The sequence below is a fragment of the Acidaminobacterium chupaoyuni genome (assembly GCF_047936785.1).
Classification (GTDB): domain Bacteria; phylum Bacillota; class Clostridia; order Oscillospirales; family Butyricicoccaceae; genus Acidaminobacterium; species Acidaminobacterium chupaoyuni.
The window spans coordinates 729288-755637 of the sequence record NZ_CP176394.1; the positions used below are offsets into that span (position 1 = coordinate 729288).

Below are 26350 nucleotides of genomic sequence, written 5' to 3' on the forward strand. Positions count from 1 at the left end.
ATGGCCGGCAAATTATATATCGTTTCCACCCCCATCGGCAATCTGGGCGATTTTTCGCCCCGCGCCCAGCTGGTTTTGGCCCAGGTGGATTTCATTGCGGCGGAGGATACCCGCGTGGGGGCCAAGCTTTTGAACAAATTCGAGATCAAAAAGCCGCAGGTGAGCTATTTCGAGCATAACCGCAAAGCCAAGGGGCAGCAGATCGCCGAACGCATTCTGGCGGGCGAAAATTGCGCGCTCATCACCGATGCGGGCACCCCCGCCATCAGCGACCCGGGCACCGATCTGGTGGCCATCTGCGCCGAGATGGGGGTGGAAGCGGTGGCGGTTCCCGGCTGCTGCGCGGCCGCGGCGGCGCTTTCCATTTCGGGCATGGAATGCGGCCGCTGGTGTTTTGAAGGCTTTCTTTCGGTGAACAAAAAAAGCCGCCGCGAACATTTGGCGGCGGTGAAAAACGAAACACGCACCATGGTGTTTTATGAAGCGCCCCATAAGCTGCTGAAGACTTTGCAGGATTTTTACGCGACCTTCGGCCAGCGCAAGATCGCCCTTTGCCGCGAGATCACCAAGCTGCATGAGCAGGTGCTGCGCATGACCCTTTCGGAAGCGGTGGAATATTATCAGGAGCATGAGCCGAAGGGCGAATTCGTTCTGGTGGTGGCGGGGGCCGACCAGCCCCTGCAGGAAGAAAGCGGCCCCGACCCCATGGAACTGGTGGGCGGCCTTCTGGAAGAGGGAAAAAGCATCAGCGAAGCGGTGAAAACCGTTTCGCGCCAGCTGAACCTGCCGAAAAACGCGCTGTATCAGCAGGCACTGGAAGCATTTTCAGAAAAATAAAAGCCGCACGGCGAAAGCCGCCGCCACATATGCCGCAAAATCGCCGATCAACGCCGCCGCCGCCGCATAGCGCGTGTTTTTGGTGCGCAGATAGGCGCTGTAAACGGCGATCGTATAAAGACTGGTTTCGCTGGAGCCAAGCATCACCGCCGCCACAAGGCCGGGATAGCTCTGCGGGCCGGTCTTTTTTATGATCTCGCTGCCCAGGGAAAGAGCGCCGCTGCCGCTGAACGGGCGCAGCAGCGCAAGGGAGATGCATTCCTGGGGGATGCCCAGAAAATCAAACACGGGCCGCAGGAAAAACGAGAACATCTCGATGGCCCCCGAGGCCTGCAGCATGGCGATCAGCGTGAGCATCACCAAAATGGCGGGGAAGATGGAAAGCACCGTTTCAAGCCCTTTTCGCGCGCCTTTCAAAAAAGCGCTGTAAACATCGCAGCCGCGCCAGAGGGCATAAACGGCCGTGAAAGCCGTTAACGCGGGGATGACCCACGCCGTCATGGCCGCCACACTTTCGAAAACAACTTTGCGGCCGTCAGCGCCGCCGCCACGGAAGCAATGCTGGCCAGCCACACGGCGGGCAGAATATCGAAAGGCTCGGCGGCGCCGGCGGCGGCCCGCACCGCGGCGATATTGGTGGGGATCAGCTGGATGGAAGCGGTGTTCAGCACCAGCAGGCGCAGCACCGCATCGCCCGAAGAACTGCCGCAAAGCTCGCTCAGGCGGCCCGCGGCCTTCAGCCCCGCCGGCGTGGCCGCGCTGCCCAGCCCCAAAAGGTTCGCCGCCATGTTTTGAGAAAGCGACTGGCAAAGGGCCTCATCCCGGCGATAGCGCCCGAACAGCAGACGGATCAGCGGCGAAAACAGGCGCGCAATGCGATCGGTGAGGCCGCTTTCATTCATCACTTCCAGCAAACCCGACCAAAAACACAGCACGCCGCCGATGGAAAGCACCAGATTTACGGCATTTTTTGCCCCTTGGGCCAGCGCCGAAGAAACCTCGGAAAGGTTACCGCTAACCAATCCGAAGAAAAAGGAAAAAATAAGAAACAGGCAAATCAGCTTCGTCATCATAATCGATTCCTCGCCGTCAAACAAAATTTTAGGGTGAATTAATAAATTTATGAAACTCAAATAGCAATATAAGAATGTAAAAAAGCAAATTCGAGCAGAAATCAGAGACCTTTTATACAAAATAGTCAAATAAAGCACTTCAACAGGCTAAAATATTAACAAATTAGTCACACTTTTGTAATTGACACTTTTTGTCATATTTGATATGCTTATCACATGATGAAAATAACATACAGGAAGGAGAAAAAATATGAAAGCAACAGGAATTGTTCGAAACATTGACGAATTGGGCAGAATCGTTCTCCCCATCGAGTTACGCCGCACCCTGGGCATTAATATTAAAGACCCCATGGAAATATACATGGAAGGCTCATCGATCGTGTTGAAAAAGCATGAGCCCAACTGTGTGTTCTGCGGAAGCTCGAAGAAAGTCAGCGAATTCAAAGGCAAGAACATCTGCGAAAACTGCCGCAAGGAACTGATGGAAAACAACCAGGAAAAATGAAAGCACCCTCTCCTCTTCTAAAAAGCACCCGATGCCACAACGGGTGCTTTTTTCTATGTGCAGAAAAACGAAACTTCACAAAATTTCATGGCGGATTGCACAGTTTCGGAGCTTAATTTTCTATGCTGCTTTGCAAAAACAGCCCTGCATTTTAATGGAAAGTTTGGTATAATAAAAACCAAATAGACATAAAGTGTATCGCTGGAAAATCGAACGCTAAAGGAGACAGGATAAAATGCTGAAACAGGAACGCATGGAACAACTGATGAATCTGGTGGCCGGGCAGCGCGAGCTGATGTTTGCGGCCGAGCGCCATATCTGGCAAAACCCCGAAACCGGTTACCGCGAATGGAAGACCAATGAGTATATGAAGGAAGCCTTTGAAAAAATGGGCTACACTTTGACGATGGCGGGCAATATCCCCGGGTTTTATACCGATCTGGATACCGGCCGCCCCGGCCCCAAGCTGCTCATCATGGGCGAAATGGATAGCCTGATCGTTTCTACCCACCCCGAATGCGACCCCGAAACAGGGTTTGTGCATGCCTGCGGCCACCATGCTCAGGCTTCCGCGCTGATGGGCATTGCCGCGGCGCTGAAACAGCCCGGCGCGCTGGATGGCATGAGCGGCTCTATCCGCCTGATGGCTGTCCCCGCCGAAGAGCTCATCGAGATCGGCTATCGTGAGACCTTGCGCCAGAAGGGCCTCATCAAATATTTCGGCGGCAAAGTCGAATTTATGTATCGCGGCTTTATGGATGACTGCGATATCGCGCTTTTGGTGCATACCAGCAATATGGGCGAGAAAAAAGGCATCGGCGTGGGCGTTGGCAACAACGGCTGCCTGACGAAAAACATCAATTACATCGGCGTTTCCTCTCATGCGGGCGGCGCGCCCCATATGGGCGTCAACGCGCTGTATGCGGCGAACCTGGGGCTTAATGCCGTCAATGCTCTGCGCGAAACTTTCCGCGAGCAGGATTATATCCGCTTCCATCCCATCATCACCAAGGGCGGCGGCGCGGTGAACGCCATCCCCAATGATGTGCGTGTGGAAAGCTATGTGCGCGGCGCCAGCGTAGAAGCCATCGTCGCCAACAACGCCAAGATCAACCGCGCGCTGGCGGCTTCCGCCGCGGCCATGGGCGCCAATGTGGAACTGCAGGATCGCCCCGGCTATTTCCCGCTTTATAATAATGAAATGCTCAACGACATCACCTGTGATATCGTGAAACAGGCCTTTGGCGAAGATCATCTGGAAATCGACCATAAGTGGGGCACCGGCTGCACGGATATGGGCGATGTTTCCTGCGTGATGCCCACGGTGCAGCCCTATTGCTCGGGCGCCTGCGGCACGGGCCACGGTTCCGATTACGGCATCAGCGACCCCGAATCGGCGCTGGTGACTTCGGCCCAATATCAGGTGCTGATGGCGGAAGCGCTGCTGAGCGATGATGCCAAGCTGGGCCGCAAAGTGGTTGAAAGCTCCAAAGTGCTTTATCCCAACAAAAAAGATTATTTCGAAGCGGTGGATAAGATCTTCCTGGATAAGAAGGCCGTTGTCTGCAACGAAGACGGCACCGTCACACTGGATTATCAGAATTTATAAGAAACGGTTCCCGCCTTTCGGCGGCAGACCAAAGCGAAACAAAAGCTCTCTGCCTGCCCGGCAGAGAGCTTTCTTTGCATGGCGGCCGCCCCCATATCCCCCATAAAAACGGCGGTGGCGGCGCAAAACAGCGGTTTCAACAAAGAGAAAAACAAAAATTCTCTGAAAAATTTCGGAAAAGTTTATAAAAGGAACTTCTGTTTAGAGATTAAACTTGATATAATCATTGCAAGGGGAGTCGGGAGATCCTCCCACGGCCCGCCCGCGGTGTGGGCCGTCTGCGACCCTTTAGGGTGGCATCAAAACATCGTGACCGCAGCAACCAAAACATCGAAGCAAACGCAGGATAACGCCCTTCGGGACGGTGAAAAGGAGAAGATTTGAAATGCTGAAACAAGAACGCATCAAAAAGCTCAAAGAGATCGTGGCGGGCCAGCGCGAGCTGATGTTCGCCGCCGAACGCCATATCTGGCAAAATCCTGAAACCGGTTATCGCGAATGGAAAACCAACGCCTATCTGACCGAGCAGTTCGAAAAACTGGGTTATCAGCTGGTGCAGGCGGGCAATGTGCCCGGCTTTTACACCGATCTGGAAACCGGCCGCCCCGGCCCCAAGCTGCTCATTATGGGCGAGATGGATAGCCTGATCGTTTCCACCCACCCCGAATGCGACCCCGAAACAGGGTTTGTGCATGCCTGCGGCCACCATGCCCAATCGGCGGCGCTGCTGGGCATCGCGGCGGCGCTGAAACAGCCCGGCGCGCTGGATGGCATGTGCGGCTCCATCCGTTTGATGGCTGTGCCCGCCGAAGAACTCATCGAAATCGGCTATCGCGAGGGTCTGCGCCAGGAAGGCATCATCAAATATTTCGGCGGCAAGGTGGAATTCATGCATCGCGGCTATATGGATGGATGTGATCTGGCGCTTTTGGTGCATACCTCCGGCGGCGAAAAAGAAACCATCAGCCTGACCCCGGGCAGCAACGGCTGCGTGACCAAAAACATCAATTTTGTCGGCATTTCCTCCCATGCGGGCGGCGCGCCTCATATGGGCGTCAACGCGCTGTATGCGGCAAACCTGGCCATGAACGCGGTCAACGCGCTGCGCGAGACTTTCCAGGAAAAAGATATGATCCGCTTCCATCCCATCATCACCAAGGGCGGCGGCGCGGTGAACGCCATCCCCAACGATGTGCGCATGGAAAGCTATGTGCGCGGTTCAAGCCTTGAGGCCATCATCCGCGAAAACACCAAGATCAACCGCGCGCTGGCGGCTTCCGCTGCGGCCATGGGCGCCAATGTCGTGCTGAAAGACCGCCCCGGCTACACGCCGCTGCAAAATGAGCAGGGCTTATATGACCTGACCTGCGAAGTGGTGAAAGAAGCTTTTGGCGAAGAACATCTGGCCAAACGCCCTTGGAGCACCGGCTGCACGGATATGGGCGATGTTTCCGCGGTGATCCCCACCGTTCAGCCCTATTGCTCGGGCGCCTGCGGCACAGGCCACGGTTCCGATTATTATATCAACGATCCCGAATCGGCGCTGGTGACCTCGGCCCAATATCAGGTGCTGATGGCCGAAGCGCTGCTGAGCGATCAGGCGCAAAAGGGCAAAGAGATCATCAAAAACGCAGTGCTGCGCTTCCCCTCGATGAAAGCCTATTTTGAAACCGTCGATAAGCTGTTCTTAGAGAAAGAAGCCGTTGTGAAAAAAGATGACGGCACCCTGGTTTTGGATTATCAGGCCTAAAAAGCGTGTTCGTTCCCGCCCCTAAGGGAACTTCATCAAAAACGGCAGTCACCGGGAATGGTGGCTGCCGTTTTGTTTCTTGGAAGAACCTGCTGCGCGCGGGGGGCGGTTCAGGCCGCAAGCCCCATTTTTGCAAAAAAATCGGCGGAAGAACGGCCGTGGGCGCGGTTATAACGCTTCAAAAGGCGCAAAGACGCGGGATCGCGGGTGATGACCGAGCACCCCTCTTCACAGCTGAGGGTGATGCGAAAGCCCATTTCGCCCAGCATCGCTTCGCTTTGATCGGTGTAATAGCCAAACGGATAGGCATAAAGGGTGGGCAGCTTCAGCCCATGGGCGGCAATGGCATCCTGAAGCTTTTGCGTATCGCTGCGCAGGGCGGCGAGATAGGCTTCATCGGTTTGGCCGCGCTCCTGTTTGGCGCCGCGGGGGCTGTGTTTGCCGGTGGCGTCGTGGCGGTCATAGCTGTGGCTGCCCACTTCCACCAGCGGCTCGTTTTCCAAACTTTTCAGCTGATCCCAGGTGATGTGTGAATAATTCAGATGCCCGCTTTCGCCGGGCTGTGAATAAAGATCGGTATAGCGGCCGATGACGCTGACCACCGCCGGGCTTTGATATTTTTGCAGCAGGGGCAGGGCGTTGGCATAAAAGCTTTCATAGCCGTCGTCGAAAGACAGCAAAATCGGTTTGGGCGGCAGCGGCGCGCCGCTTTCCACATAGGCGGTGAGCGCCGAAGGCAGAATGGGGGTATAGCCCGCGGCCTTCAGCCAGCAAAGGTCGCTTTCAAGCTCTGAAACAGAAACCACATAAGCCCCCAGCAGACGGCTGCCGTCGCTTAGAACATGGTGATACATCACCACCGGCAGCGGCGTTCCCTGCCCTTCGGCCATGGCGGGCACGCTGAGCGGATGCAGCAGCCGCAGCAAAAGAATGAGCAGGATCGTTAAAAAAAGACAGAGCAGAGCGATCGTCTTTTTCGTAAAAAACTTCATAGGAATGCCCCTTTCAGAAATGCCGTTTTTCTTATCCTATGAAAGAAACCCGAAAACAGAACCGCGCGGGAAAGAAACGGGGCGAAACGGGCAAAAAAGCGGCCCGCCAAAAGCAGGCCGCAAGAAAAGGAAATCACGGAAGAAGCGCGCCGGGATCGGCCCGCGCCGCCGCTGTTTGAACGGCAGAAAAGGGGAAAGACGGCCGCGCGCAGCGCCAAAAAGACATAAAAACCAAAAAAAACAACAAAAACAAGGGTAGGATGAAAAATCCTGCCCTTGCCGCAGTCTGCAAAAAACGGCCCTGCCGTTTTGAAGCCATCACATTATAGCACCGGATGAAAAGAAAAAACGCCGAACGATCAATCGGATTCGCTGGCGGATGAGGAGCCCTCTGCCATGGGGGGGTCTTCCTTCAGGGCGCTGTCAATGAGTTTGATCAGTTCCAGAGCGCTGCGGAAGGGCTGTGTTTTTCGGCTGTCGGTCCAAGTGACCATACCCTGCCAGGATGAATTCTGTGTGTTGCGGATCTGCACGATGAAATTGCCCGCGCCTGTTGAAGCTTTCGACATTCGGCCCATTCCTCCCTTATAAGAATTACTGTAGCCTCAGTATAGCCTGTCATGGTTACCGCAACGGTTACATTTCACAAAACATCAGGCAAAGAAAAGACTATCAAAAAAAAAAGATATGCGCTATACTAAAGAAAAGAAGGTCTTGGCGAAGGGAGAATCAGCCATGAAAACGACGAAAAACAGCGCCGCGCAGGATTGCTTGCAGATCTCGTTTTTAGGGGGATTGACATTAAAAAACAAACGCGGCTCCATCACCGACGAGGTGAACCGCTCGCAAAAGATCTGGAGTGTTTTGTGTTACCTGATCCTGCATCGAAACCGCAACATTCCGCAAACGGAGCTGATTGAAACCTTTTGGGGCGATGAAGGCGGGGCAAACCCCACCAGCGCCCTGAAAACCCTGCTGCACCGCACGCGAAGCATGCTGGAACCCCTGTTCGGCGCCGAAGTGGAGCCGATCCTTTCCAAACGCGGTGCCTATTGCTGGAACAGGGAGATCGCCTGCACACTGGATATCGATGAATTCGAAAAAAAATGCCGCATGGCCGAAGAAACGGAAGACCCCGAACAGAAGCTGCGGTGTTATGAACAGGCGCTGCGGCTTTATCAGGGCGATTTTTTGCCGAAGCTGGGCAATCAGCTTTGGGTAGTTTCGATTTCGGCCCATTATCACAGCCTTTATCTGAAAACCGCTCAGCAATGCGCCGATCTGCTGGGCAGCCAGCATCGGTTTGAAGAAATGGAAGCGGTGTGTGAAAAAGCGTTGGCCCTTGACCCGATGGAAGAAGAACTGCACATCCGCATGATCAAAGCGCTGCTGGGGCAGAGCAAGGATCACGCGGCCCGCAGCCATTATGAAGCGGCCACCGACCTGATGTATCGCAACCTGGGCATCAGCCCCGGCGAAGAGATGCGCGAGCTTTACCGAAGCATCATGGCCATGGAACACGCCCAGGAAACCGATCTGGAACAGATCCAAAGCGATCTGGAAGAAAGCGCCCAGCGCCCCGGGGCGTTCCTTTGCGAATATGGCTTTTTCAGAGAGATGTATCGGCTGGAAGCGCGCAGGGCGGAACGCAGCGGTGTTTCCACCCATGTGGCCCTGCTGACTTTGGCGCTGCCCTCGGGCAAACAGCCGGGGGTCACCGTGCTTTCGGGCGCGATGGATCTTCTGGAGGCTTCGCTGCTGGAAAGCCTGCGCCGCGGGGATGTGATCGCCCGCTACAGCGCCGCGCAATATGTGGTGATGCTGCCGGGGGCCAATTATGAAGACAGCACCATGGTGATCGAACGCGTGGTGGCGCGGTTCAAAAAAGCCCACAAGTTCGGCTTTTTGAGATTATCTTATAAAATTCGCCAGCTGGGCGGCTAAACAAGCAGAAAGGAAAGTTATCATGGCAATACAGTGGAACCCCAATAACGCGGCGATGAAGATCTGCATCGATCATATCAGCGGCAGTTCTTACAGCGGCAGAATTTTCAGCCGCCGCCTGAAAAGCCCGATGTTCTTTTCTGACCCGGCTTCTTTGATTTTGCAAACGGAAGACCTGATGGAACAGCAGAATTTCCCCCAGGCCTTTCAGCGGATCCGCCGTTTCCGCGCCCAGGCGCGCAAAATCGAATGCGCCGCCGAGACCCTTGAAGAGGCCATGGAAGAAGAAACCGTGAAAGCCGCCAAGGGCGAAAAAGCAACCTTTTTGCTTTATGTGCTGACCAGAAGAAATTCCAGCTGGCAGGGCCGCGTGGATTTTCTGGATGGTTCGCCCAGCGTGCGCTATGTCAGCGCGCTGGATCTGATTCGCCTTGTGGAAGAGCATCTGGACGAAGAAGCGCAGAAAGAAGAATAAAAAATAAATCGCCGTGACCTGTGGTTACGGCGATTTTTCACATATTTGAAATATTTTTGGCTTAACTGTTGTTCTTGCGGAAAAAATGGTATAAACTTAAAAATAACATGCCGATAAAGAAAAAAATGCGAAATGCACATAGCATAAAAAATCGAGGACCGCGATATCATAAAAGGAGGAGCTTTCAAATGCCCGAAGAGAAAAAAGATCCCTATGCCAACTGCCATTATAAATTTTTCAATCACAAGCAATGCGAATATTTTCCGTGCCATCAAACGAACGATCCGGATAATTTCAACTGTCTGTTCTGCTATTGCCCCCTGTATGCGCTGAAAGACCGCTGCGGCGGCAACTTTGTTTATCATTATGGGCTGAAAGATTGCAGCAACTGCATGCTGCCCCACAAGCCCCAGAATTACGATTATATCATGAAGAAATTCGAAGAGATCATGGAGATCACCCAGCTGGACGATCAAGAAAAAACCGATAAATAATGAACTGAAGAGAGGATGCAGACCTATGGAGAATTTGGGATATTACAATGGCAAAATCGGCCTGATCGAAGAAATGACCGTGCCGATGACCGATCGCGGGCTGTTTTTCGGCGATGGCGTTTATGATGCCACCTGCGCCGTCAATCATACGCTGTTCGCGCTGGAAGACCATATGAACCGTTTTACCAACAGCCTTGCCGGCGTGCGCATCAAACCCACCCAGACAAGAGAAGAACTCACCGCGCTGCTTTGCGAGCTGGTGAAAAAAGTAGACAGCGACTGTGTGATGGTCTATTGGCAGATGACCCGCGGCTCTTATCTGCGCGGCCACGCTTTCCCGCCCGAAGAAATCAAGCCCAATCTGCTTGTATTCATCACGCCGTTCCAGATGGGGCCGTTCGATCGCACCCTGCGCCTCATCACCCGTGAAGATACGCGCTATTATCATTGCAACATCAAAACCCTCAACCTGCTGCCCAATGTGCTGGCGGCACAGGCCACAAAAGAGGCCGGATGCGATGAGGTGGTTTTCCACCGCGGCGACCGCGTCACCGAGGGTTGCCACAGCAATATCATGATGATCTCGGGCGGCGCGCTTTGCACACCCCCCGCCGATGAGCTCATTCTGCCGGGCATCACCCGCAAACATCTGATGCAGACGGCGGAGCAGCTGGGCATGCCCGTGCGCGAAGCGCCCTTCACGGTGGAAGAGCTGATGCAGGCCGATGAAGTTCTGGTCACCAGCAGCGGTTCGCTTTGCAGCCGCGTGACCCATATCGATGGCAAACCCGTGGGCGGCCGCGCCGGCGAGATGCTGCGCCGTTTGCAGCTGGCTTATGGCAAGCGCTTTAACGCCGAAACCGGCGGAAAAGTATACGATGAAGAATAATTAATATCGATATTACAATAAGTTTATAAAAACCGCCGGAATCACGGAAAAAATGATTGGGCGTGGAAGAGGAAAAGGGCAGCCATCCGGTTTTCGGAAGGCTGCCCTTTTCGCGGGAGAGAAGAAAAAAGGGGGGAACTTTCTGCAGGAAGCGTTCCCCCAATAAGAGGAAGCTTATTTTACCTCATCCCAGGTGGTGGTTTCACCGGTGAAGATGGATTTGATCTGCGCCGCGCTCAGGTCGGAAGCGGGGTTCGCGGGGTTGACGATCACCGCGATGCCGTCGAGGGCGATGCTGGTGGAGGTGAGGTTTTGTTTTTCGCTGTCTTTCAGCTCGCGGGATGCCATGCCGATATCGCAGGTGCCGTCGGCGGCAGAAGTCATGCCCGAAGAAGAATCGCTCATCTGGATCTCGATTTTCGCGCCGCTGTTGAGCTTTTGATAAGCTTCAGCCAGCTTTTCCATGACGGGGGTCACCGAAGAGGAACCCGCCACCACGATTTTGCCCGAAGGCATGGTTCCCGCGAAGGCGGGGGCGTTATCATTGATGGAGATATAGCTTTCGGAAATCACGGCCTGGCCTTCTTTACTCAGGATGAAATCGATGAAATCTTTGGCAAGACCGGTGGGTTGGCCTTTGGTGGCGATGTTGAAGGGGCGGGATACGGGATAGGAACCGTTTTTCACATTTTCGGCGGTGGCTTCCGCGCCATCCACCTTCAGCGCTTTGACGGTATCATTCAGGGAACCCAGCGAAACATAGCCGATGGCGCCTTCGTCACCGGCGACCTGGGTCAGCATCACATCGGTTTTGCTGGCGACAATGGCTTCCTCCGTGGTGCGATCTGTTTTGTTGCCGTTGGCGTCTTTTTCTTCGATGCCCAGCAGCTCCACAAAAGCCCCGCGGGTTCCGCTGCCTTCCTCACGGGAAATGACCGAAATTTCAGAAGCAGCATCTTTGCTGCATCCGAATAAAGAAGCGGCGGCTACCAGACCCGCAAGCATCATTGCTGTTTTCTTTTTCATATCATTCACCTTTCGTTTCTGTCGTTTCACGACTGCGTTTTGATTTTCTTTACAGTTACAGCATAGGGCCGCTTTGTAAAATGCACAGCCCGCGCGCTGTAAAAGGCATGTAAAATCCTTGCGATTAGGGTAGTATATGATAAAATGGAAGAGATAAACAAAGAAGCGTTGAAACGGGTGGGGGAACGAAGCGTCAGAAAGAAAAGGAGCGTGCCATGAAAAAGATCACAGCGGTTTTGCTGGCCATGTGTCTGCTGGGCGGATGCCATTCCACCGCCATTCCCGAAACGAAAGAAAAACAGCCTTCCGCGCCCCAAACGCCTGCCGAAGCGCCGCACACCCCCGCCGCGCCGCCTCAAACGCCGGAACCCCCTGCGGCCGAAGGGCTTTTCGGGGCTTATCGAGGGCAGGCCCGCACCGTCATCGCCGAAATGAGCACGGAAGATCTGGCGGCGCAGGTCTGTTTTGTGCGCTATCCCGAAGCGGCGGGGCTCACCGCTGTTTTGGATGCCCACCCCGGCGGGCTTTTGCTGTTCGCCCGTGATTTCGAAGGGCTGAGCGCAGAAAAAACGCAGCAGAAAATTGATGCCTGCCAGCGCTCTTCACCGTTCCCGCTGCTCATCGGCGCCGATGAAGAAGGCGGAACCGTCTGCCGCATCAGCGCAAACCCACAGCTGCGGGCGGCGCGCTTCCCTTCGCCTCAGCAGCTGAAAGCGCAGGGCGGGCTGGAAGCGGTGAAAGCCGATGCAAAAGAAAAAGCGGCGCTTTTGCGCGGGCTGGGGGTCAATGTGAATCTGGCGCCGGTGGCGGATGTCTGCGATGAAAACGCTTATATGTACCCGCGCACATGGGGCGGCAGCGCCGCCGAAACGGCCCAATATGTCGGCGCCTGCGTCACCGCCGCGGAAGAAGCGGGCTTGGGTTGTGTGGTGAAGCATTTTCCGGGATATGCGGCGCAGGATAACACCCATCAGAAAGCCGCGGTGGATCTCCGCTCGATGCAGGAACTGCAAAGCGCGGCCCTGCCGCCGTTTCAGGCGGCTATCGAAGCGAAAGCCAAAGCGATTTTGGTTTCGCATCATCAGGTGCCCGCGCTGGAAGAAGGTCTGCCTGCGTCGCTTTCACCCAAAACCATGGCCTATCTGCGGGAAGAAATGGGCTTTGAAGGCGTGATCGTCACCGATGATCTTTCTATGGGCGCGCTGAAAGAATGGGGCGGCGAAAGCGCCTGCGCCGAAAAAGCACTGGCCGCGGGGGCCGATCTGCTGATCGTCACCGATTTTGCGGGCGCAAGGCAGGCCATTCTCAAAGCGCTGGAAAGCGGCGCGCTGCCCCGGGCGCGGCTTGAAGAAGCGGCGGAACGGGTGATCTGCTGGAAGCTTTGGCTGGGGCTTTTTTAAACCATATTAGCACTATCTTTGTTTACATGAATGCACAAAGGCGAATTACAGGCAATTCGACAAACCGGAATTTGTGGAGGGGAAATCATGCTTGAAAAAATACCGTCTGAGTTAACTATTATTGATTTGATCGGGCAGCCTTTGTTTGAAGTATGGCAGGCGCTATGTTTAAAGATTGATGAGAAATACGAAATGGAACGGTCGTGGAATCCCGGCGGCAAAAGGTGGACATATGAATATAAATACCGTCGTGGCGGAAAAACGCTCTGTTGCCTGTATGCAAAAAGTCATTGCGTCGGTTTCATGATCATTTTCGGAAAAGATGAGCGGACAAAAGTCGAAGCAATACGAAAAACTCTTTCTTCTGCTGTTTGCAAGAAATATGATGAAGCGGAAATCTATCATGATGGAAAATGGGTAATGTTCGAGCCGACGGATCAGTCGGAATTTGATGATTATATGAAACTGCTGGCTGTCAAAAAAAGACCAAATCGTAAATGACAGCTTCCGATTTGCAGAGACCTTTTTTACAATCAGATAACCGATGTAGATTGGATAAACGAAATGAATTGGAGTCAAATCAAATTAAAGCAATGATACAAACTTGCTTAGTATAAAAAATTCCGATGAGAGAGGAAAAAAGACCATGAGAAAAAGAGCTGTTTCCGTTTTACTCACAGTGATTTTGCTGTTTTCAATGATCGGCGGCGTTTCCGCCGCCCAGCCCGCCCAAAAACAGGCGGCGGATGCCCTGCATGCGCTGGGGCTTTTTCAAGGGGTGGGTCTGCTGGCGGATGGAACCCCGGATTATGCGCTGGATCGCGCCCCCACGCGGCAGGAAGCCGTCACCATGCTGGTTCGGCTGCTGGGCCGCGAAACCGAAGCCAAAACAGGCAAATGGCAGATCCCCTTCGGCGATGTGGCCGATTGGGCAAAGCCTTATGTGGGCTATGCCTATCAAAACGGCCTGACAAAAGGCATGTCAACCACCGAATTCGGCGGAAACGGGCAGGTAACGGCTTCGCAATATCTCACCTTTGTGCTGCGGGCGCTGGGGTATTCTTCGGGCGCCGATTTCGCGTGGAATCGCGCATGGGAGCTTTCGGATTCCCTGGGCATCACAAGCGGTGAATATGGGGCGTCTTCCGCCGCCTTTTTGCGCGGCGATGTGGCGCTGATCTCTTATCACGCGCTTTCCGCCCGCATGAAGGGCCGGCAGACCACCTTGCAGGAGACCCTGCCCAAGCAAAGCGAAAAGCTGATGGTGCATTTCATCGATGTGGGTCAGGCAGACTGCATCCTCGTGCAGCAGCAGGGCCATTTCATGCTGGTGGATGCGGGCAACAATGCCGATGGCCCCATGGTGGTGCAATATCTGAAAAACCAAGGAGTCACCTCGCTGGATTATGTCATCGGCACCCATCCCCACGAAGATCATGTGGGCGGGCTGGATGATGTGATCCGCGCGTTCCCCATCCAAACGCTGATCCTTTCCGAAAAGGGCAGCACCACCAAAACCTATGAATCGGTGCTGGATGCGGCGCTGGCCAAAAATCTGGCCGTCACCACCGCGAAAAGCGGCCAAAGCTATACGCTGGGCGGCGCGGCGTTCACCCTTTTGGCGCCCAACGGCAATATGGGCGATAATCTGAACAACTGGTCGGTGGGCCTGCGTCTGGTGTATGGCTCCACTTCGTTTGTGATGTGCGGCGATGCGGAAACCCAGGCCGAAGCCGCCATTCTGCAAACCGGCCTGCCGCTGAAGGCCGATGTGCTGAAACTGGGCCATCATGGCAGCAGCACTTCCAGCAGCGACGCTTTTCTCGACGCGGTTTCCCCCACCTGGGGCGTGATCTCCTGCGGCCTGAACAATGATTACGGCCACCCTCACGCTTCCACTCTCACCAAGCTGAAAAACCGCGGCATTTCTTATTTCAGAACCGATCTGCAGGGCACCGTTATCGCCGCCAGCGATGGAAAAACCATCACCTGGAATGTTTCGCCTCAGGCAAGCGTTCCCGCGCCCGTTTCCGCGCGGCTGCCCGAAGAACGCGCCGCGGGCTGAAACGCTCGGCCTTTCAAAAATCGAATCGAGCCATCAAAAGGATCTGCCGCGCTTTTGCGGCAGATCTTTTTTACACAAAGCATGGTTGATTCATCTAAAAAACAATGTGTTATCTCGTGAAAATTCACCATATCGCTGAAAATGATTCTTTTGATACTTTAATGCTTTACAACATTACCAAGATAAAGTATGATAAATCCATCGCGAAAAAACAAAGCTTCCGAGAAGAGGAAAACGCTGTTTCGCGGGAAAAAGAATGAGGAGAGCGATTTTTATGAAAAAGGTATTGGCGGTGCTGCTGGCAGGTGTGCTGACATTGGGGCTGAGCGCCTGCGGCGGACAAACCGCGGAAGACACGGCTTCACAAAAAACAGAAAAAAAGGCTTATGCCACCGATCTTGCGGCCATCAAAAAGAAAGGCAAGCTGATCATCGGGCTGGATGACACCTTCGCCCCTATGGGCTTCCGCGATGAAAACGACAAACTGGTGGGCTTCGATATCGATCTTGCGGGCGCCGTCTGCAAAGAACTGGGCGTAAAGGCCGAGTTCCAGCCCATCGATTGGGATGCCAAAGAGCTGGAACTTTCCACGGGGAAGATCGACTGCATCTGGAACGGCATGTCCATCACGCCCGAGCGTGAAAAGGGCATGAGCCTTTCCAAACCCTATTTGAACAACAAAATCATCATTATGACGAATCAAGGCGTTGATATTGAAAGCAAAGAAGATCTGGGGAAATTTTCTCTGGGCACGCAGGCCGATTCTTCGGCGCTGGAAACCATCAAAAACGACCCCGTTTACGATAAGATCAAAGACCGGCTGACCGAATATAAAACTTATGACCAGGTCATCATGGATATGCAGTCGGGGCGGTTGGATGCCATGATCGTGGATGAAGTGCTGGGGCAGTATAAAAACACCCTGCTCAACAACGCCTTTCAGGTTTCGTCGGTGGATTTCGGCGAAGATCTTTATGCCATCGGTTTTCGCAAAAGCGACACTGAGCTGACGGCGGCCGTGGATGCCGCGCTGAAAACCTGCGTGGAAAACGGCACGGCAGGCAAAATTTCAGAAAAATGGTTCGGCAGCGATCTTTTGGTGAAATAGAGCGCCGATGGGATGCGGGCGGCAAAAGCGGCCGCTGCGGAGGAGGAAGAACATGGATCTCACCTATCTTGCGTCGCTGGCGCCGGCGCTTTTAAAAGGTCTTGCCGTCACGCTGCGGCTTTTCGCGCTGACTTTGGCGTTTTCCCTGCCGCTGGGGCTTTTGTGGACTTTGGGCAGCCTTTCGCGCGTGCCGCCGCTGCGCTGGTTTTCGCGCCTATACATTTTGGTGTTTCGCGGAACGCCGCTGATGTTGCAGCTGTTTTTCATTTATTACGGCCTGCCGTTTCTGGGGCTGACCTTCGATCGTTTCCCCGCGGCGGTGCTGACTTTTTCGCTGAATTACGCGGCCTATTTTGCCGAGATCTATCGCGGGGGAATCCAATCCATCGATCACGGCCAGCGAGAAGCAGCGAAAACATTGGGTTTCACCCCGTGGCAGACCATGCGCCATATTCTTCTGCCGCAGGCCATCGGCCGTGTGCTGCCCCCCATCTGCAACGAAACCATCACGCTGGTCAAGGATACGGCGCTGGTCACGGCCATCGGCGTGGGCGAGCTGCTGAAAGCGGCCCAGGGCGCGGTGAACCGCGATGTGGATATCGCCGCCTACGGGGTGGCCGCCTGCCTGTATCTTCTGCTGACGCTGGCGTTCACGGCCGTTTCCCGTCGGCTTGAAAAGCGGTTCAACCGCTATCAGAAAAAGGAGGCGTGAACCATGCCCATTTTAACGGTGGAGAATGTCACGAAAAAATTCGGCGGCTTTGAGGCGCTGAAGGGCGTTTCGCTCACGGTGGAAGAAGGGGAAACGGTGGCCATCATCGGCTCTTCGGGCAGCGGAAAATCCACGCTGCTGCGCTGCGTCAACGCGCTGGAAAAGGTTTCGGGCGGGCGCATCGTTTTGGATGGCGAGACTGTGGTGCAGACCGTCGGCGGCAAAGCCGTCTATCCGCCCGAAAAAGAACTGCGCCGCATCTGTTTGAAAACCGGCATGGTGTTTCAGCAGTTCGATCTGTTCCCCCACCTGACCTGCCTTGAAAACATCACCATCGCGCCCATCAGAATTTTGAAACGCCCCAGAACCGAAGCCGCCGACACGGCGCGGCGGCTTTTGAAGCTGGTGGGCCTGGAAGATAAAGCCGGCAGCTACCCCGCCATGCTTTCGGGCGGGCAGCAGCAGCGGGTGGCCATTGCGCGGGCGCTGGCCATCCGTCCGCGGCTGATGCTGTTTGATGAACCCACCAGCGCGCTGGATCCCGAACTCACCGCCGAAGTCACCGCCGTGATCGCCGAACTGGCCCGCCAGAACACCACCATGCTCATCGTTACCCATGAAATGGAGTTCGCGCGCACGGTGGCCGACCGCATCCTCTTTTTTGAAGATGGCCGGATCACCGCCCAGGGCGCGGCAAACGAGTTCTTTGCAGAACAGAAAAATGAGCGCGTGCGGCGTTTTTTGAGCGGCTTTCAAAAATAAGCAGCGGCATCCGTGAGGATGCCGCTTTTCGTTTGGGCGGTTCTTTGCGGGCGCGCGTTTTCGCCTGTATTCCCTTTGAGTAATAAAAAGGAAAATTCAAGAAAAAATAAATTTATATGCTAAATCATAAAAATCACAGGCAAATAATGCGCAAGAAAAGCAAACAAATAAGGCTAACAACGCAAAAACAAACGAGAAGTGCAGTAAAATGACTGATATTTCTTGCCGTGTTTCACGCTTTCACCCTAAAATAGTGTATAATCGAAACTATGAATGGAGGGGAGCTTATGAAAGCGGAAAGACAAAAAAACAGGCGGCTGCTGGGGCGGTTTCTGCCTTATTTCAAAAACTATAAGCGGGTGCTGGCCTTTGATCTCACCTGCGCGGCGCTGACCACCGTGTGTGAACTGGTGCTGCCGCTGATGGTGCGCTATCTGACAAACGATGTGGCGAGCCTCACCGTGCGGGCGGTGGTTTCCATGGGGCTGCTTTATCTGCTTTTGCGCGTTATGGATACGGCGGCCAATTACTATATGGCGAACATGGGCCATGTGATGGGCGCGCAGATCGAAACCGATATGCGCCGCGATCTTTTCTGTCATCTGCAAAAGCTGCCCTATTCCTATTATGATGACACAAAGATCGGCCAGCTGATGGCGCGCATCACCAGCGATTTGAATGATATCACGGAATTTGCCCACCACGCCCCGGAAGATCTGTTTATCGCCGGCATCAAGATCATCATTTCGTTTGTGATCCTGGCGCGGGTGAACCTGTGGCTCACGCTGCTGATCTTTGCCTGCATCCCGCTGATGCTGCTCTGCACGATCTATACCCGCCGGCGGATGCGCGCGGCTTTTAAAAAATCGCGCCATCAGATCGGCGAACTCAACGCCCGCGTGGAAGACAGCCTGCTGGGCGTGCGGGTGGTCAAATCGTTTGCCAACGAAAAGATCGAAGAAGAAAAATTCGGACATGGCAACAGCAAATTTCTTTCGGTCAAGCGCGAGATGTATCGATATATGGCCGCCTTTCAAAGCACCACCCGCCTGTTCGATGGCGTGATGTATATTGCCGTGGTGGTGGCGGGGGCGCTGTTCATGATCGGCGGATATATCAACAGCGGCGATTATGTGGCCTATATTTTATATGTGGCCACGCTGCTGACCTCCATCCGCAAGATCGTGGAATTTGCCGAGCAATATCAGCGCGGCATGACAGGCATCGAGCGCTTTTGCGAAGTGATGGATGCGCCGGTGGAGATCAAAGACGCGCCCCAGGCAAAGAAACTGGAAAAGGTGGAAGGCCGCGTAGAGCTGAAGGAAGTGAGCTTCCGCTATCGCGATAACAAAGAAGAAGTGCTCAGCCATATCAATCTCGATATTCCCGCGGGGCGCAATGTGGCGCTGGTGGGGCCTTCCGGTTCGGGCAAGACAACCCTTTGCAACCTGCTGCCGCGCTTTTATGATGTGACGGAAGGCGCGGTCTGCATCGACGGCAAAGATGTGCGCGGGCTCACGCTGGAATCGCTGCGCGGCCAGATCGGCGTTGTGCAGCAGGATGTTTACCTGTTTTCGGGCACGGTCTATGAAAATATCGAATATGGAAAGCCCGGCGCTTCCAGAGAAGAAGTGATGCGGGCCGCAAAGCAGGCGGGCGCCCATGAATTCATTCTGGGGCTCAGCCAGGGCTATGATACCTTTGTGGGCGAACGCGGGGTCAAGCTTTCCGGCGGCCAGAAACAGCGCATCAGCATCGCCCGCGCGTTTTTGAAGAATCCGCCCATTTTGATCCTTGACGAAGCGACCTCGGCGCTGGATAATGAAAGCGAGCGCATCGTGCAGCGATCGCTGGAAAAGCTGTCGCAGGGGCGCACGACCTTCACCATCGCCCACCGCCTCACCACCATCCGCAATGCGGATATCATTTTGGTGCTGACGGAAAACGGCGTGGAAGAACAGGGCACCCATGAAGATCTGATGGCAAAGGGCGGCATTTACGCGCGCCTTTATCAAGAAAGCGCCGTTTTGGCGGGAGGGGCTGGAACATCGGCATGAAAACAGTTTTGATCACAGGGGCGTCGCGGGGCATCGGCGCGGCCTGTGCCGAAGAATTCGCCAGGGCGGGTTATCGCGTGGCGGTGCATTACCATCAGCGCCGCGAGCAGGCAGAGCAGGTGGCGGGCAGGCTGCGGGCCATGGGGGCCGAAGCGGCGTGCTTTGGCGCGGATGTGGCGGATGCCGCCCAGGTGGAACGCATGTTTTTGCAGATCGAAGAAACGCTGGGCAAGATCGATACCCTCGTCTGCAACGCCGGTATCGCCCAAAACGGGCTGCTCACCGACTTCACGCCCGAACAGTGGCGGCGCATCTTCGCCGTGGATGTGGACGGCGTGTTTTATTGCATCCGCCGCGCCCTGCCCGAAATGATCCGCCGCAAAAGCGGCAGCATCATCACGATCTCCTCCATGTGGGGGCTGACGGGCGGCAGCTGTGAAGTGCCCTATTCGGCGGCCAAAGCCGCCGTGATCGGCCTGACGAAGGCGCTTTCCAAAGAAGTGGGCCTTTCGGGCGTTCGCGTCAACTGCATCGCCCCCGGTGTGATCGATACCGAAATGAACAGCGCTCTGGGCGAAGAAGACCGGCAGGCCCTGCGGGAAGAAACCCCGCTGGCCCGCATCGGCAGCCCTTATGATGTGGCGCGGGCCGCGGTGTTTCTGGCGGGCGAAAGCGCGGGCTTTATCACGGGGCAGGTGCTTTCGGTGGATGGCGGCATTGCCACGGCCTGAGAGAAAAATAAAAGAGCCTTTTCTGAAAAAATCGGAAAAGGCTCTTTTTTCATGTTGTTATTCGTCGGCTTCCTGTCTTTGGTGATACAGCAGCTTTTCGCGGTACATATCTTCATCGGCGCGCTTGATCAATTCGGCAATGCTCACGACGGCCTTTTCCTCCGAAAGGGCGCAGCCCATGCTCATGGAAAGACGGAAGGGAAATTCGCCCGAATCATTGAAGGCAAGGCAGCTGCGGCGAATGGATTCCACCGCTTTCTCCAGCCCGGCCCGGCTGCATTCGGGAAGCAATATCACAAATTCATCCCCGCCATAGCGGGAAAGGAACGCCGCATATCCTTTGAAAGCGGCGCGCAGGATATGGGCGGTCTGCACCAGCGCCACATCGCCCACATCGTGGCCGAATTCATCGTTGATATGCTTGAAATCGTTGATATCCAGCAAAATCACGCCGCCCTGATAGGCGGAATTGTCATTTTTGTTTTTATAGGAAGAAACATAGCGTTCCACATTGCGCCGGTTGTTGAGGCCCGTAAGCGCATCCTGCAAAATGGCGCGGCTTTCTTTGTTGCGCAAAATGAAAAGGGAAGAAAACACCGAGCTGGGCCACACGATGCTCAGGCCATAGAACATGATTTGAAAAATGCCGCCCAGAAACGGCGGAACGGCAAAAAAGGCAATGGTCAGCAGCTCTTGCCTGCGGTCGATGAGCGTTTCTCTGCGGGAACGCAGAAAGGCCAAAAACGAGGCCGAAACCAGATAGACCAAAATAATGAAGCTGATGATGTTGGCAAAAATGCCGCGGTGAAAATAGTTGCGGCCATCCAGATAAAAACACCAGCGGGTCAGCGGGGTGAAAAGAATCAGCAGAAACAGCACAAAGCCGGGGGCCAAAAGCAGCAGCTGTTCTTTCTTTTTCGCTATCGGCTGGCCATAGATGCGGTAATAGGCATATTTCACCCAGCAGATCACCACGATGATCTCCGCCGTGAAATAGATCATGTTGTCGAGATAAGCCACAACGCGCAGAAGAGCGCCCTGACGGCCGTTGAGCAGCCACATGAAAATATCGGTAAGCAAAACCGTCAGAACCGAAAGCTCCATTCTGAAAAGCAGCCGGTTGTCATAGGTGTCGGAAAAATCCTTGCGGTAGCTGGTCAGAAAGACCAGTGTAAGCAGACAGCAGAAAAAATCGATGCCGATATTAAAGATCATGGTATCGTTGGTGATGAACAGAAACAAAATGCCACCCCCCTCTTTGATCGATTTACTTTTTAAAAGAGCGCCGGGTATGCGCGCGGAAAAAGGATAGGAAGTTTTTTTCATCATAGCATAGAACCCAACGCGAATCAATCTGCTGATGCAAATAAAAGAATTTTCTTGTGATTTTTTGGGGAAAAACGCAGAAAAACGCCGCGGAGAGCCATGAATTTGTGAAAAAATCGGCAAGGAAGAAAAAGGGAAAATATCAAAAAACAGAGGGGATGCCGCCGGTGTGATAGGCACAGATGGTTTCGTGGGCGGGCAATTCGCCGCGGGCGATCAGATCGCGCAGGCCGGCATAGACTTTGGCGTTATAGGTGCTGTCTAAAAAGATGCCCTCGGTCTGCGCCATGCGGAGGCGCTCGGTTTCTGCGGCGGCGGTGGGCCGGGCATAGCCCGCGCCCAGATAATCGCCGTGGAATTCCAACACATCACGGGGCGAAAGCGCGGGGCGGCAGCGAAGCTTTTGGCAAAGATCTTCAAACAAAGCTTCGATGATCGGCAGAAAGACGGAACGCTCATATTCCACGCTGATAAGGTGAAGCTTCTGTTTGCCGCCGGTCAGGCAAAGGCCATAAACCACCCCGGCTTCGGTGGGGCCGGCCGAAGCGCTTAGAAAAATGTGGCGCAGCGGCAGAGAAAGGCGGTCGGCCTGCTGCAGCAGTTCTAAAACGGAAGCGACATATCCCAGCGCGCCAAGGCAGCCGTCGCCGATGATATAGGGCTTTTTGCCCTGCCCGCGCAATTTGCAGGCCAGTTGGACGGCAAAGGCTGCGCGGGCGTTTTCATCCACTTTGCCGCAGTAAACCGTTTCAACGCCCATCAATTCGTTCAGCAGGGCGTTGCCGGTTTTGCGGGCGGGCTGGTCGGCTTCTTCGGCATTGTGAATCACAATGCAGCGCAGCCCCAGCCGCGCACAGGCAGCCGCGGTGAGACGGCATAAGTTGGAAACCGGCAGACCGGCCGCCAGAATGGTGTCACAGCCCTGGGCCAAGGCTTCGCCCAGCCAAAATTCAAGGCTTCTGATTTTGTTGCCGCCCAGCCCCAATTCCATCACATCTTCGCGCTTAAGCCACAGATCGCGGCAGCCGATGGCCTGGCCATAGCGCCGCGCGGGCATCAGCGGGGTTTCCTGGGTCAGCAGGCGAACGCGGGGGATATCGGAAAAAATCATGAACAGGCCCTCCTTGCCGATGATAAAACAGGCGCAGCGGCGTGTTTTATCGGTTTGTTTTCTTGCATCCATTCTATCCGATGGCTGTTGAAAAAACAAGGCCGCCCTTTCCTGCATAGATTGGAATGGCACTTTGCCAAATTTCCACAAAGTGAGGAAAGCACCATGAGAAATTATTATAACCCCTATAACGGCAGGCGCATGCCCGGAAACCCCGCGCAGGATGATGCCGCGCCCGCCTGCGGCAGAAGGCCGGGTTCCATGCGGTTTTATCCCCAGCCGCCCGCAAACCAGCCGCCCCCCGAACCGCCTCAGCCTCCCCAGCCTCCTCAGCCGCCGCAGGAACAGCCGCCCTGCCCGCCCGAGGCGATCTGCGAGCAAAATCAATGCGTGGAACCGGCCCCTGCGCTGCCGCTGGCGCCCGCCTGTTCGGGGAACCTGCGCCGGATCACCGGCAACACGGGCGCCCCGGCCCAAAACGATAACCACACGCTCACCGTGGGGCAAAACGGCCCGGCTTTGCTGAAAGATACATATTTTCTGGAAAAAATGGCGCATTTCGACCGTGAGCGCATTCCCGAGCGTGTGGTGCATGCCAACGGAACAGGCGCATTCGGCTGTTTCAAGACCACCCATTCCATGGAAGAATATACCACGGCAGACCTGTTCTCGCAGGAAGGCAGGATCACCCCTGTTTTCGTCCGGTTTTCCACCGTCATCGGTTCCCGCGGCAGCGCCGACACCCTGCGCGACCCCCGCGGTTTCGCCGTGAAGTTTTATACGGAAGAAGGAAATCTGGATATCGTGGGCAATCATCTGCCCGTGTTTTTCATCCGCGACGCCATCAAATTCCCTGATTTGATCCATTCGCTGAAGCCCGCGCCCGATTCCGGCGTGCGCGATCCGCTGCGCTTTTGGGATTTTTATACCCAAACGCCCGAAGCCACCCACATGATCACCTGGGTCTATTCCGATCTGGGAACCGTGAAGAGCTTCCGCATGATCGACGGCTTCGGCGTGAATACTTATGTATGGAAGAACGCCAAAGGCGAACGGTTTTATGTGAAATATCATTTCGTCAGCTGTCAGGGCGTTCAGACCATCGACCGCCGCGAAGCGGAACGGCTGGCGGGCAGCGACCCGGATGTGGCGAAAAAAGATCTTTACCGCACGCTGGCTTCGGGCAAAACCGCCGATTGGGAATTCTGCGTGCAGCTTCTGCCCGTCTGCAAGGCCGAAGATCTGCCCTTTGACCCGCTGGATGACACCAAAACCTGGCCGCAGGATCTTTTCCCGCTGCACCGCGTGGGAACCATGACCCTCAGCCGGAATTTTGAAAACCAGTTTGCTCAGGTGGAGCAGGCGGCTTTTTGCCCGGCAAATACCGTGCCCGGCATCGAGCTTTCGGAAGATAAAATGCTGGCGGGCCGAGGCTTTGCCTATGCCGACACCCAGCGCCACCGCATCGGCCCCAATTTCGATCAGCTGCCCATCAACGCGCCCCGCAGCGAGGTCTGCAATTTTCAGCAGGATGGCGCCATGCGGCTGGCCTATCGCAAAGGCGCGGTCAACTACAGCCCCTCCAGCTGCACATTGGGGCAGTGCATGCCCGTTCAGCCGGTGGAAAGCAAAGCCTATACGGCGCTTTATTCTCAGGGCGCGCAGGTGCGCGAATCCATCGATAAACAGGAAAATTTCAAACAGGCGGGCGAGCGCTTTCGCGGCATGACCAAACAGGAACAGGAGCATCTGGTGGATAATATCGCCGTGGAATTATGCCTGGCCAACGATTATATCACCGCCAAGACGCTGGAATATTTCAAGCGCGCCTGCCCCGAATGGGAAGAAATGACGCGCTGCCGCATCGAAGCCTACCGCCAGGCAAAACAATAAAATAAAACAGGTTGCGCAATGCCCGCGGCGGGAGTAAAATGATTTTCGATCAGCAAAAATGCAAAATTCGACAAAATAAAATCAACGAAAGCGCCCGATAAAACATCTAAGAAAAGAACCGGCGCAAAAAAATAAAGAATTCGGAGATGAAGATATGGCAAAAAAAGGAAAACGGCATCCATTTCGCAATTTCGTGCTGTGGTGCATGCTGCTCTGCGGCATCGGCGGCATCGGCTACTATGTTTATTCGGTGTTTGGCACCTATACTTATAAACCGGTCAATGAAGAAAATCTGGGCGTGACGAAAACCGAACAGGCGCAAAGCTCGAAGATCATCAACATTGCTTTGTTCGGCGTGGATGCCCGCCACGGCGAGACCGCGCGTTCCGACGCGATGATCGTGCTTTCGGTGGATGGCAAACGCGGCAAGGTGAAAATGTCTTCGCTGATGCGCGATGCTTATGTGGAGATCGAAGACCACGGCAAAACAAAGCTTTGCCATGCCTATGCCTATGGCGGCCCCGAATGCGCCATCAAGGCCATCAACCAGAACTATGATCTGGATATCACCGATTACGCCACCGTCAATTTCAACCAGATGGCAAAGCTGATCGATGCCATCGGCGGCGTTGAGGTGGATGTCAGTGAAACGGAAATGAAAGAGGCCAACAAATTCGTGTGGGAATATTGTATGGAAACAGGCGATAAGTTCCAATATATCGAAAAAGCGGGGCCGCAGACCTTAACGGGGATGCAGGCCGTGGCCTACGGGCGCATCCGCAAAGGCGGAACCGGCGGCGACACCGCGCGCACCGGCCGCCAGCAGGTGGTGCTGGAAGCCATGATGCAGAAGGTGATGGATATGAGCGTGCTGCGCTATCCGGCGCTGGCGGCAAAGCTGATGCCCATGGTGGAAACCTCCATGACTTCGGGCGAGATTTTGAACCTTGCCACCACCGTGATGAAGGGCGGCAAACCGCAGATCGAGAAAGAGACCTTCCCCGCGGCGGGCGACTGGCAGGGCAAGACCACTTCCGGCGGCATGTGGGTGGCGGCCTATGACGACGCGCTCTGCGTTGAAAAAATGCATAAATTCATCTATGATGATCTGACCCTGGCTGAACAGGCCGAACAGGCGAAACAGCAGGAAGGAACCCAGAAACAGCCCGCGGAAACCCAAAAACAACCGGCAGGCAAATAATACGGCGTTTGAAAAAACTGCGTTTTCATGGGAAAACGCAGTTTTTTATCGGCAAAAAAGAGAGAAAAGAAACGAAATTTCTGCAGGACTTGTCAACATCTGGCGGCGAAAATAGAGATATTCCCATGAAAAACTGTTTTTTTGCCTTTTTAAAAGCATAAAAATACAAAAAAATTGTCGGTTCAGTCTATTTCATGCAAAAGCCTCACATGGTATAATAATTGCCGGGCAATTATTATACTATTTCACGGCCCGCCTATGGCGACGGCCACTTGATACCATTTCTGCTTCGCATACATGGTATCAATCATTGTCAGGCAATTATGATACTATTTCACGGCCCGCCTACGGCGATGGCCGGTTGACAGCGTTCCTGCCGCCGATGCTTTA

At 54.6% G+C, this 26350-nt stretch carries 25 protein-coding genes; 18 read left to right on the forward strand and 7 right to left on the reverse strand.

The genetic code is table 11. From position 1 onward, the window contains the following. Positions 1-837, forward strand: coding sequence for a 16S rRNA (cytidine(1402)-2'-O)-methyltransferase (rsmI, locus tag ACJA3I_RS03530; RefSeq protein ID WP_458863392.1), 837 nt, complete (start codon positions 1-3; stop codon positions 835-837). On the opposite strand, the gene ACJA3I_RS03535 is transcribed toward rsmI, so the two are convergent. Both ACJA3I_RS03535 and ACJA3I_RS03540 read right to left on the reverse strand, forming a co-directional pair. Continuing rightward, a complete protein-coding gene (locus ACJA3I_RS03535) occupies positions 826-1338 on the reverse strand; it encodes a nucleoside recognition domain-containing protein (RefSeq protein ID WP_458863393.1) in 513 nt (170 codons plus the stop codon). The genes rsmI and ACJA3I_RS03535 overlap by 12 nt on opposite strands. Next, complete coding sequence (locus ACJA3I_RS03540; protein WP_458863394.1) at positions 1335-1910, reverse strand: nucleoside recognition domain-containing protein; 576 nt, start codon at positions 1908-1910, stop codon at positions 1335-1337. The genes ACJA3I_RS03535 and ACJA3I_RS03540 overlap by 4 nt, the downstream gene beginning before the upstream one ends. Positions 1911-2160: 250 nt before the next feature. Here ACJA3I_RS03540 and ACJA3I_RS03545 point away from each other — a divergent pair, with 250 nt between their 5' ends. The 3 genes from ACJA3I_RS03545 to ACJA3I_RS03555 all read left to right on the forward strand — a co-directional run bounded on the left by ACJA3I_RS03545 (position 2161) and on the right by ACJA3I_RS03555 (position 5774). Then, complete coding sequence (locus tag ACJA3I_RS03545) at positions 2161-2415, forward strand: AbrB/MazE/SpoVT family DNA-binding domain-containing protein (RefSeq protein WP_458863395.1); 255 nt, start codon at positions 2161-2163, stop codon at positions 2413-2415. Between the two features lie 235 nt (positions 2416-2650). Next, on the forward strand, positions 2651-4024 hold the full coding sequence (locus ACJA3I_RS03550) for an amidohydrolase (protein ID WP_458863396.1): 1374 nt from the start codon (positions 2651-2653) through the stop codon (positions 4022-4024). Positions 4025-4409: 385 nt separating this feature from the next. Beyond that, positions 4410-5774, forward strand: a complete 1365-nt coding sequence (locus ACJA3I_RS03555) for an amidohydrolase (protein ID WP_458863397.1) — start codon at positions 4410-4412, stop codon at positions 5772-5774. Positions 5775-5884: 110 nt separating this feature from the next. Here the strand turns inward: ACJA3I_RS03555 and ACJA3I_RS03560 are convergent, their stop codons facing one another. Both ACJA3I_RS03560 and ACJA3I_RS03565 read right to left on the reverse strand, forming a co-directional pair. Further along, complete coding sequence (locus ACJA3I_RS03560; RefSeq protein WP_458863398.1) at positions 5885-6766, reverse strand: polysaccharide deacetylase family protein; 882 nt, start codon at positions 6764-6766, stop codon at positions 5885-5887. 359 nt (positions 6767-7125) lie between these two features. Next, positions 7126-7335: a hypothetical protein gene (locus ACJA3I_RS03565; protein WP_458863399.1), complete on the reverse strand. Its 210-nt coding sequence runs from the start codon at positions 7333-7335 to the stop codon at positions 7126-7128. Positions 7336-7501: 166 nt separating this feature from the next. On the opposite strand from ACJA3I_RS03565, the gene ACJA3I_RS03570 reads away from it, so the two are divergent. The 4 genes from ACJA3I_RS03570 to ACJA3I_RS03585 all read left to right on the forward strand — a co-directional run bounded on the left by ACJA3I_RS03570 (position 7502) and on the right by ACJA3I_RS03585 (position 10568). Beyond that, positions 7502-8710: an AfsR/SARP family transcriptional regulator gene (locus ACJA3I_RS03570; protein ID WP_458863400.1), complete on the forward strand. Its 1209-nt coding sequence runs from the start codon at positions 7502-7504 to the stop codon at positions 8708-8710. Positions 8711-8732: 22 nt separating this feature from the next. Then, a complete protein-coding gene (locus ACJA3I_RS03575; protein WP_458863401.1) occupies positions 8733-9185 on the forward strand; it encodes a hypothetical protein in 453 nt (150 codons plus the stop codon). 188 nt (positions 9186-9373) lie between these two features. Further along, positions 9374-9679, forward strand: coding sequence for a cysteine-rich small domain-containing protein (locus ACJA3I_RS03580; RefSeq protein WP_458863402.1), 306 nt, complete (start codon positions 9374-9376; stop codon positions 9677-9679). Positions 9680-9704: 25 nt separating this feature from the next. Beyond that, a complete protein-coding gene (locus ACJA3I_RS03585) occupies positions 9705-10568 on the forward strand; it encodes an aminotransferase class IV (protein ID WP_458863403.1) in 864 nt (287 codons plus the stop codon). A 174-nt stretch (positions 10569-10742) separates the two neighbouring features. On the opposite strand, the gene ACJA3I_RS03590 is transcribed toward ACJA3I_RS03585, so the two are convergent. Continuing rightward, the gene (locus ACJA3I_RS03590) at positions 10743-11594 is read right to left on the reverse strand and encodes a substrate-binding domain-containing protein (protein ID WP_458863404.1); all 852 of its coding nucleotides are present in this window, start codon (positions 11592-11594) and stop codon (positions 10743-10745) included. 215 nt (positions 11595-11809) lie between these two features. Between ACJA3I_RS03590 and ACJA3I_RS03595 the strand changes: the two genes are divergently transcribed. From ACJA3I_RS03595 to ymfI, 8 genes are all read left to right on the forward strand, one after another. After that, positions 11810-12994, forward strand: coding sequence for a glycoside hydrolase family 3 N-terminal domain-containing protein (locus tag ACJA3I_RS03595; RefSeq protein ID WP_458863405.1), 1185 nt, complete (start codon positions 11810-11812; stop codon positions 12992-12994). Between the two features lie 87 nt (positions 12995-13081). Beyond that, positions 13082-13495, forward strand: a complete 414-nt coding sequence (locus tag ACJA3I_RS03600) for a DUF3788 domain-containing protein (protein ID WP_458863406.1) — start codon at positions 13082-13084, stop codon at positions 13493-13495. 145 nt (positions 13496-13640) lie between these two features. Then, positions 13641-15059 (forward strand): MBL fold metallo-hydrolase, encoded by a 1419-nt coding sequence (locus tag ACJA3I_RS03605; RefSeq protein WP_458863407.1) that lies wholly within the window; start codon positions 13641-13643, stop codon positions 15057-15059. Between the two features lie 274 nt (positions 15060-15333). Next, the gene (locus tag ACJA3I_RS03610; protein ID WP_458863408.1) at positions 15334-16167 is read left to right on the forward strand and encodes an amino acid ABC transporter substrate-binding protein; all 834 of its coding nucleotides are present in this window, start codon (positions 15334-15336) and stop codon (positions 16165-16167) included. A gap of 52 nt (positions 16168-16219) precedes the next feature. After that, positions 16220-16879, forward strand: coding sequence for an amino acid ABC transporter permease (locus ACJA3I_RS03615; protein WP_458863409.1), 660 nt, complete (start codon positions 16220-16222; stop codon positions 16877-16879). Positions 16880-16882: 3 nt separating this feature from the next. Then, positions 16883-17641 carry an amino acid ABC transporter ATP-binding protein gene (locus tag ACJA3I_RS03620; protein WP_458863410.1) on the forward strand — a complete coding sequence of 253 codons (759 nt, stop codon included), beginning with the start codon at positions 16883-16885 and terminating at the stop codon, positions 17639-17641. A gap of 287 nt (positions 17642-17928) precedes the next feature. Beyond that, the gene (locus ACJA3I_RS03625; protein WP_458863411.1) at positions 17929-19698 is read left to right on the forward strand and encodes an ABC transporter ATP-binding protein; all 1770 of its coding nucleotides are present in this window, start codon (positions 17929-17931) and stop codon (positions 19696-19698) included. Then, a complete protein-coding gene (ymfI, locus tag ACJA3I_RS03630) occupies positions 19695-20429 on the forward strand; it encodes an elongation factor P 5-aminopentanone reductase (protein WP_458863412.1) in 735 nt (244 codons plus the stop codon). The genes ACJA3I_RS03625 and ymfI overlap by 4 nt, the downstream gene beginning before the upstream one ends. Positions 20430-20486: 57 nt before the next feature. Here ymfI and ACJA3I_RS03635 read toward each other — a convergent pair whose 3' ends face one another. Both ACJA3I_RS03635 and ACJA3I_RS03640 read right to left on the reverse strand, forming a co-directional pair. After that, positions 20487-21671, reverse strand: coding sequence for a GGDEF domain-containing protein (locus tag ACJA3I_RS03635; protein ID WP_458863413.1), 1185 nt, complete (start codon positions 21669-21671; stop codon positions 20487-20489). A gap of 226 nt (positions 21672-21897) precedes the next feature. Next, complete coding sequence (locus ACJA3I_RS03640; protein WP_458863414.1) at positions 21898-22866, reverse strand: 1-aminocyclopropane-1-carboxylate deaminase/D-cysteine desulfhydrase; 969 nt, start codon at positions 22864-22866, stop codon at positions 21898-21900. A 165-nt stretch (positions 22867-23031) separates the two neighbouring features. Here ACJA3I_RS03640 and ACJA3I_RS03645 point away from each other — a divergent pair, with 165 nt between their 5' ends. Together ACJA3I_RS03645 and ACJA3I_RS03650 are read left to right on the forward strand one after the other, a co-directional pair. After that, complete coding sequence (locus ACJA3I_RS03645) at positions 23032-24759, forward strand: catalase (RefSeq protein ID WP_458863415.1); 1728 nt, start codon at positions 23032-23034, stop codon at positions 24757-24759. Between the two features lie 154 nt (positions 24760-24913). Beyond that, the gene (locus ACJA3I_RS03650) at positions 24914-25960 is read left to right on the forward strand and encodes an LCP family protein (protein WP_458863416.1); all 1047 of its coding nucleotides are present in this window, start codon (positions 24914-24916) and stop codon (positions 25958-25960) included. Positions 25961-26350: the final 390 nt, after the last annotated feature.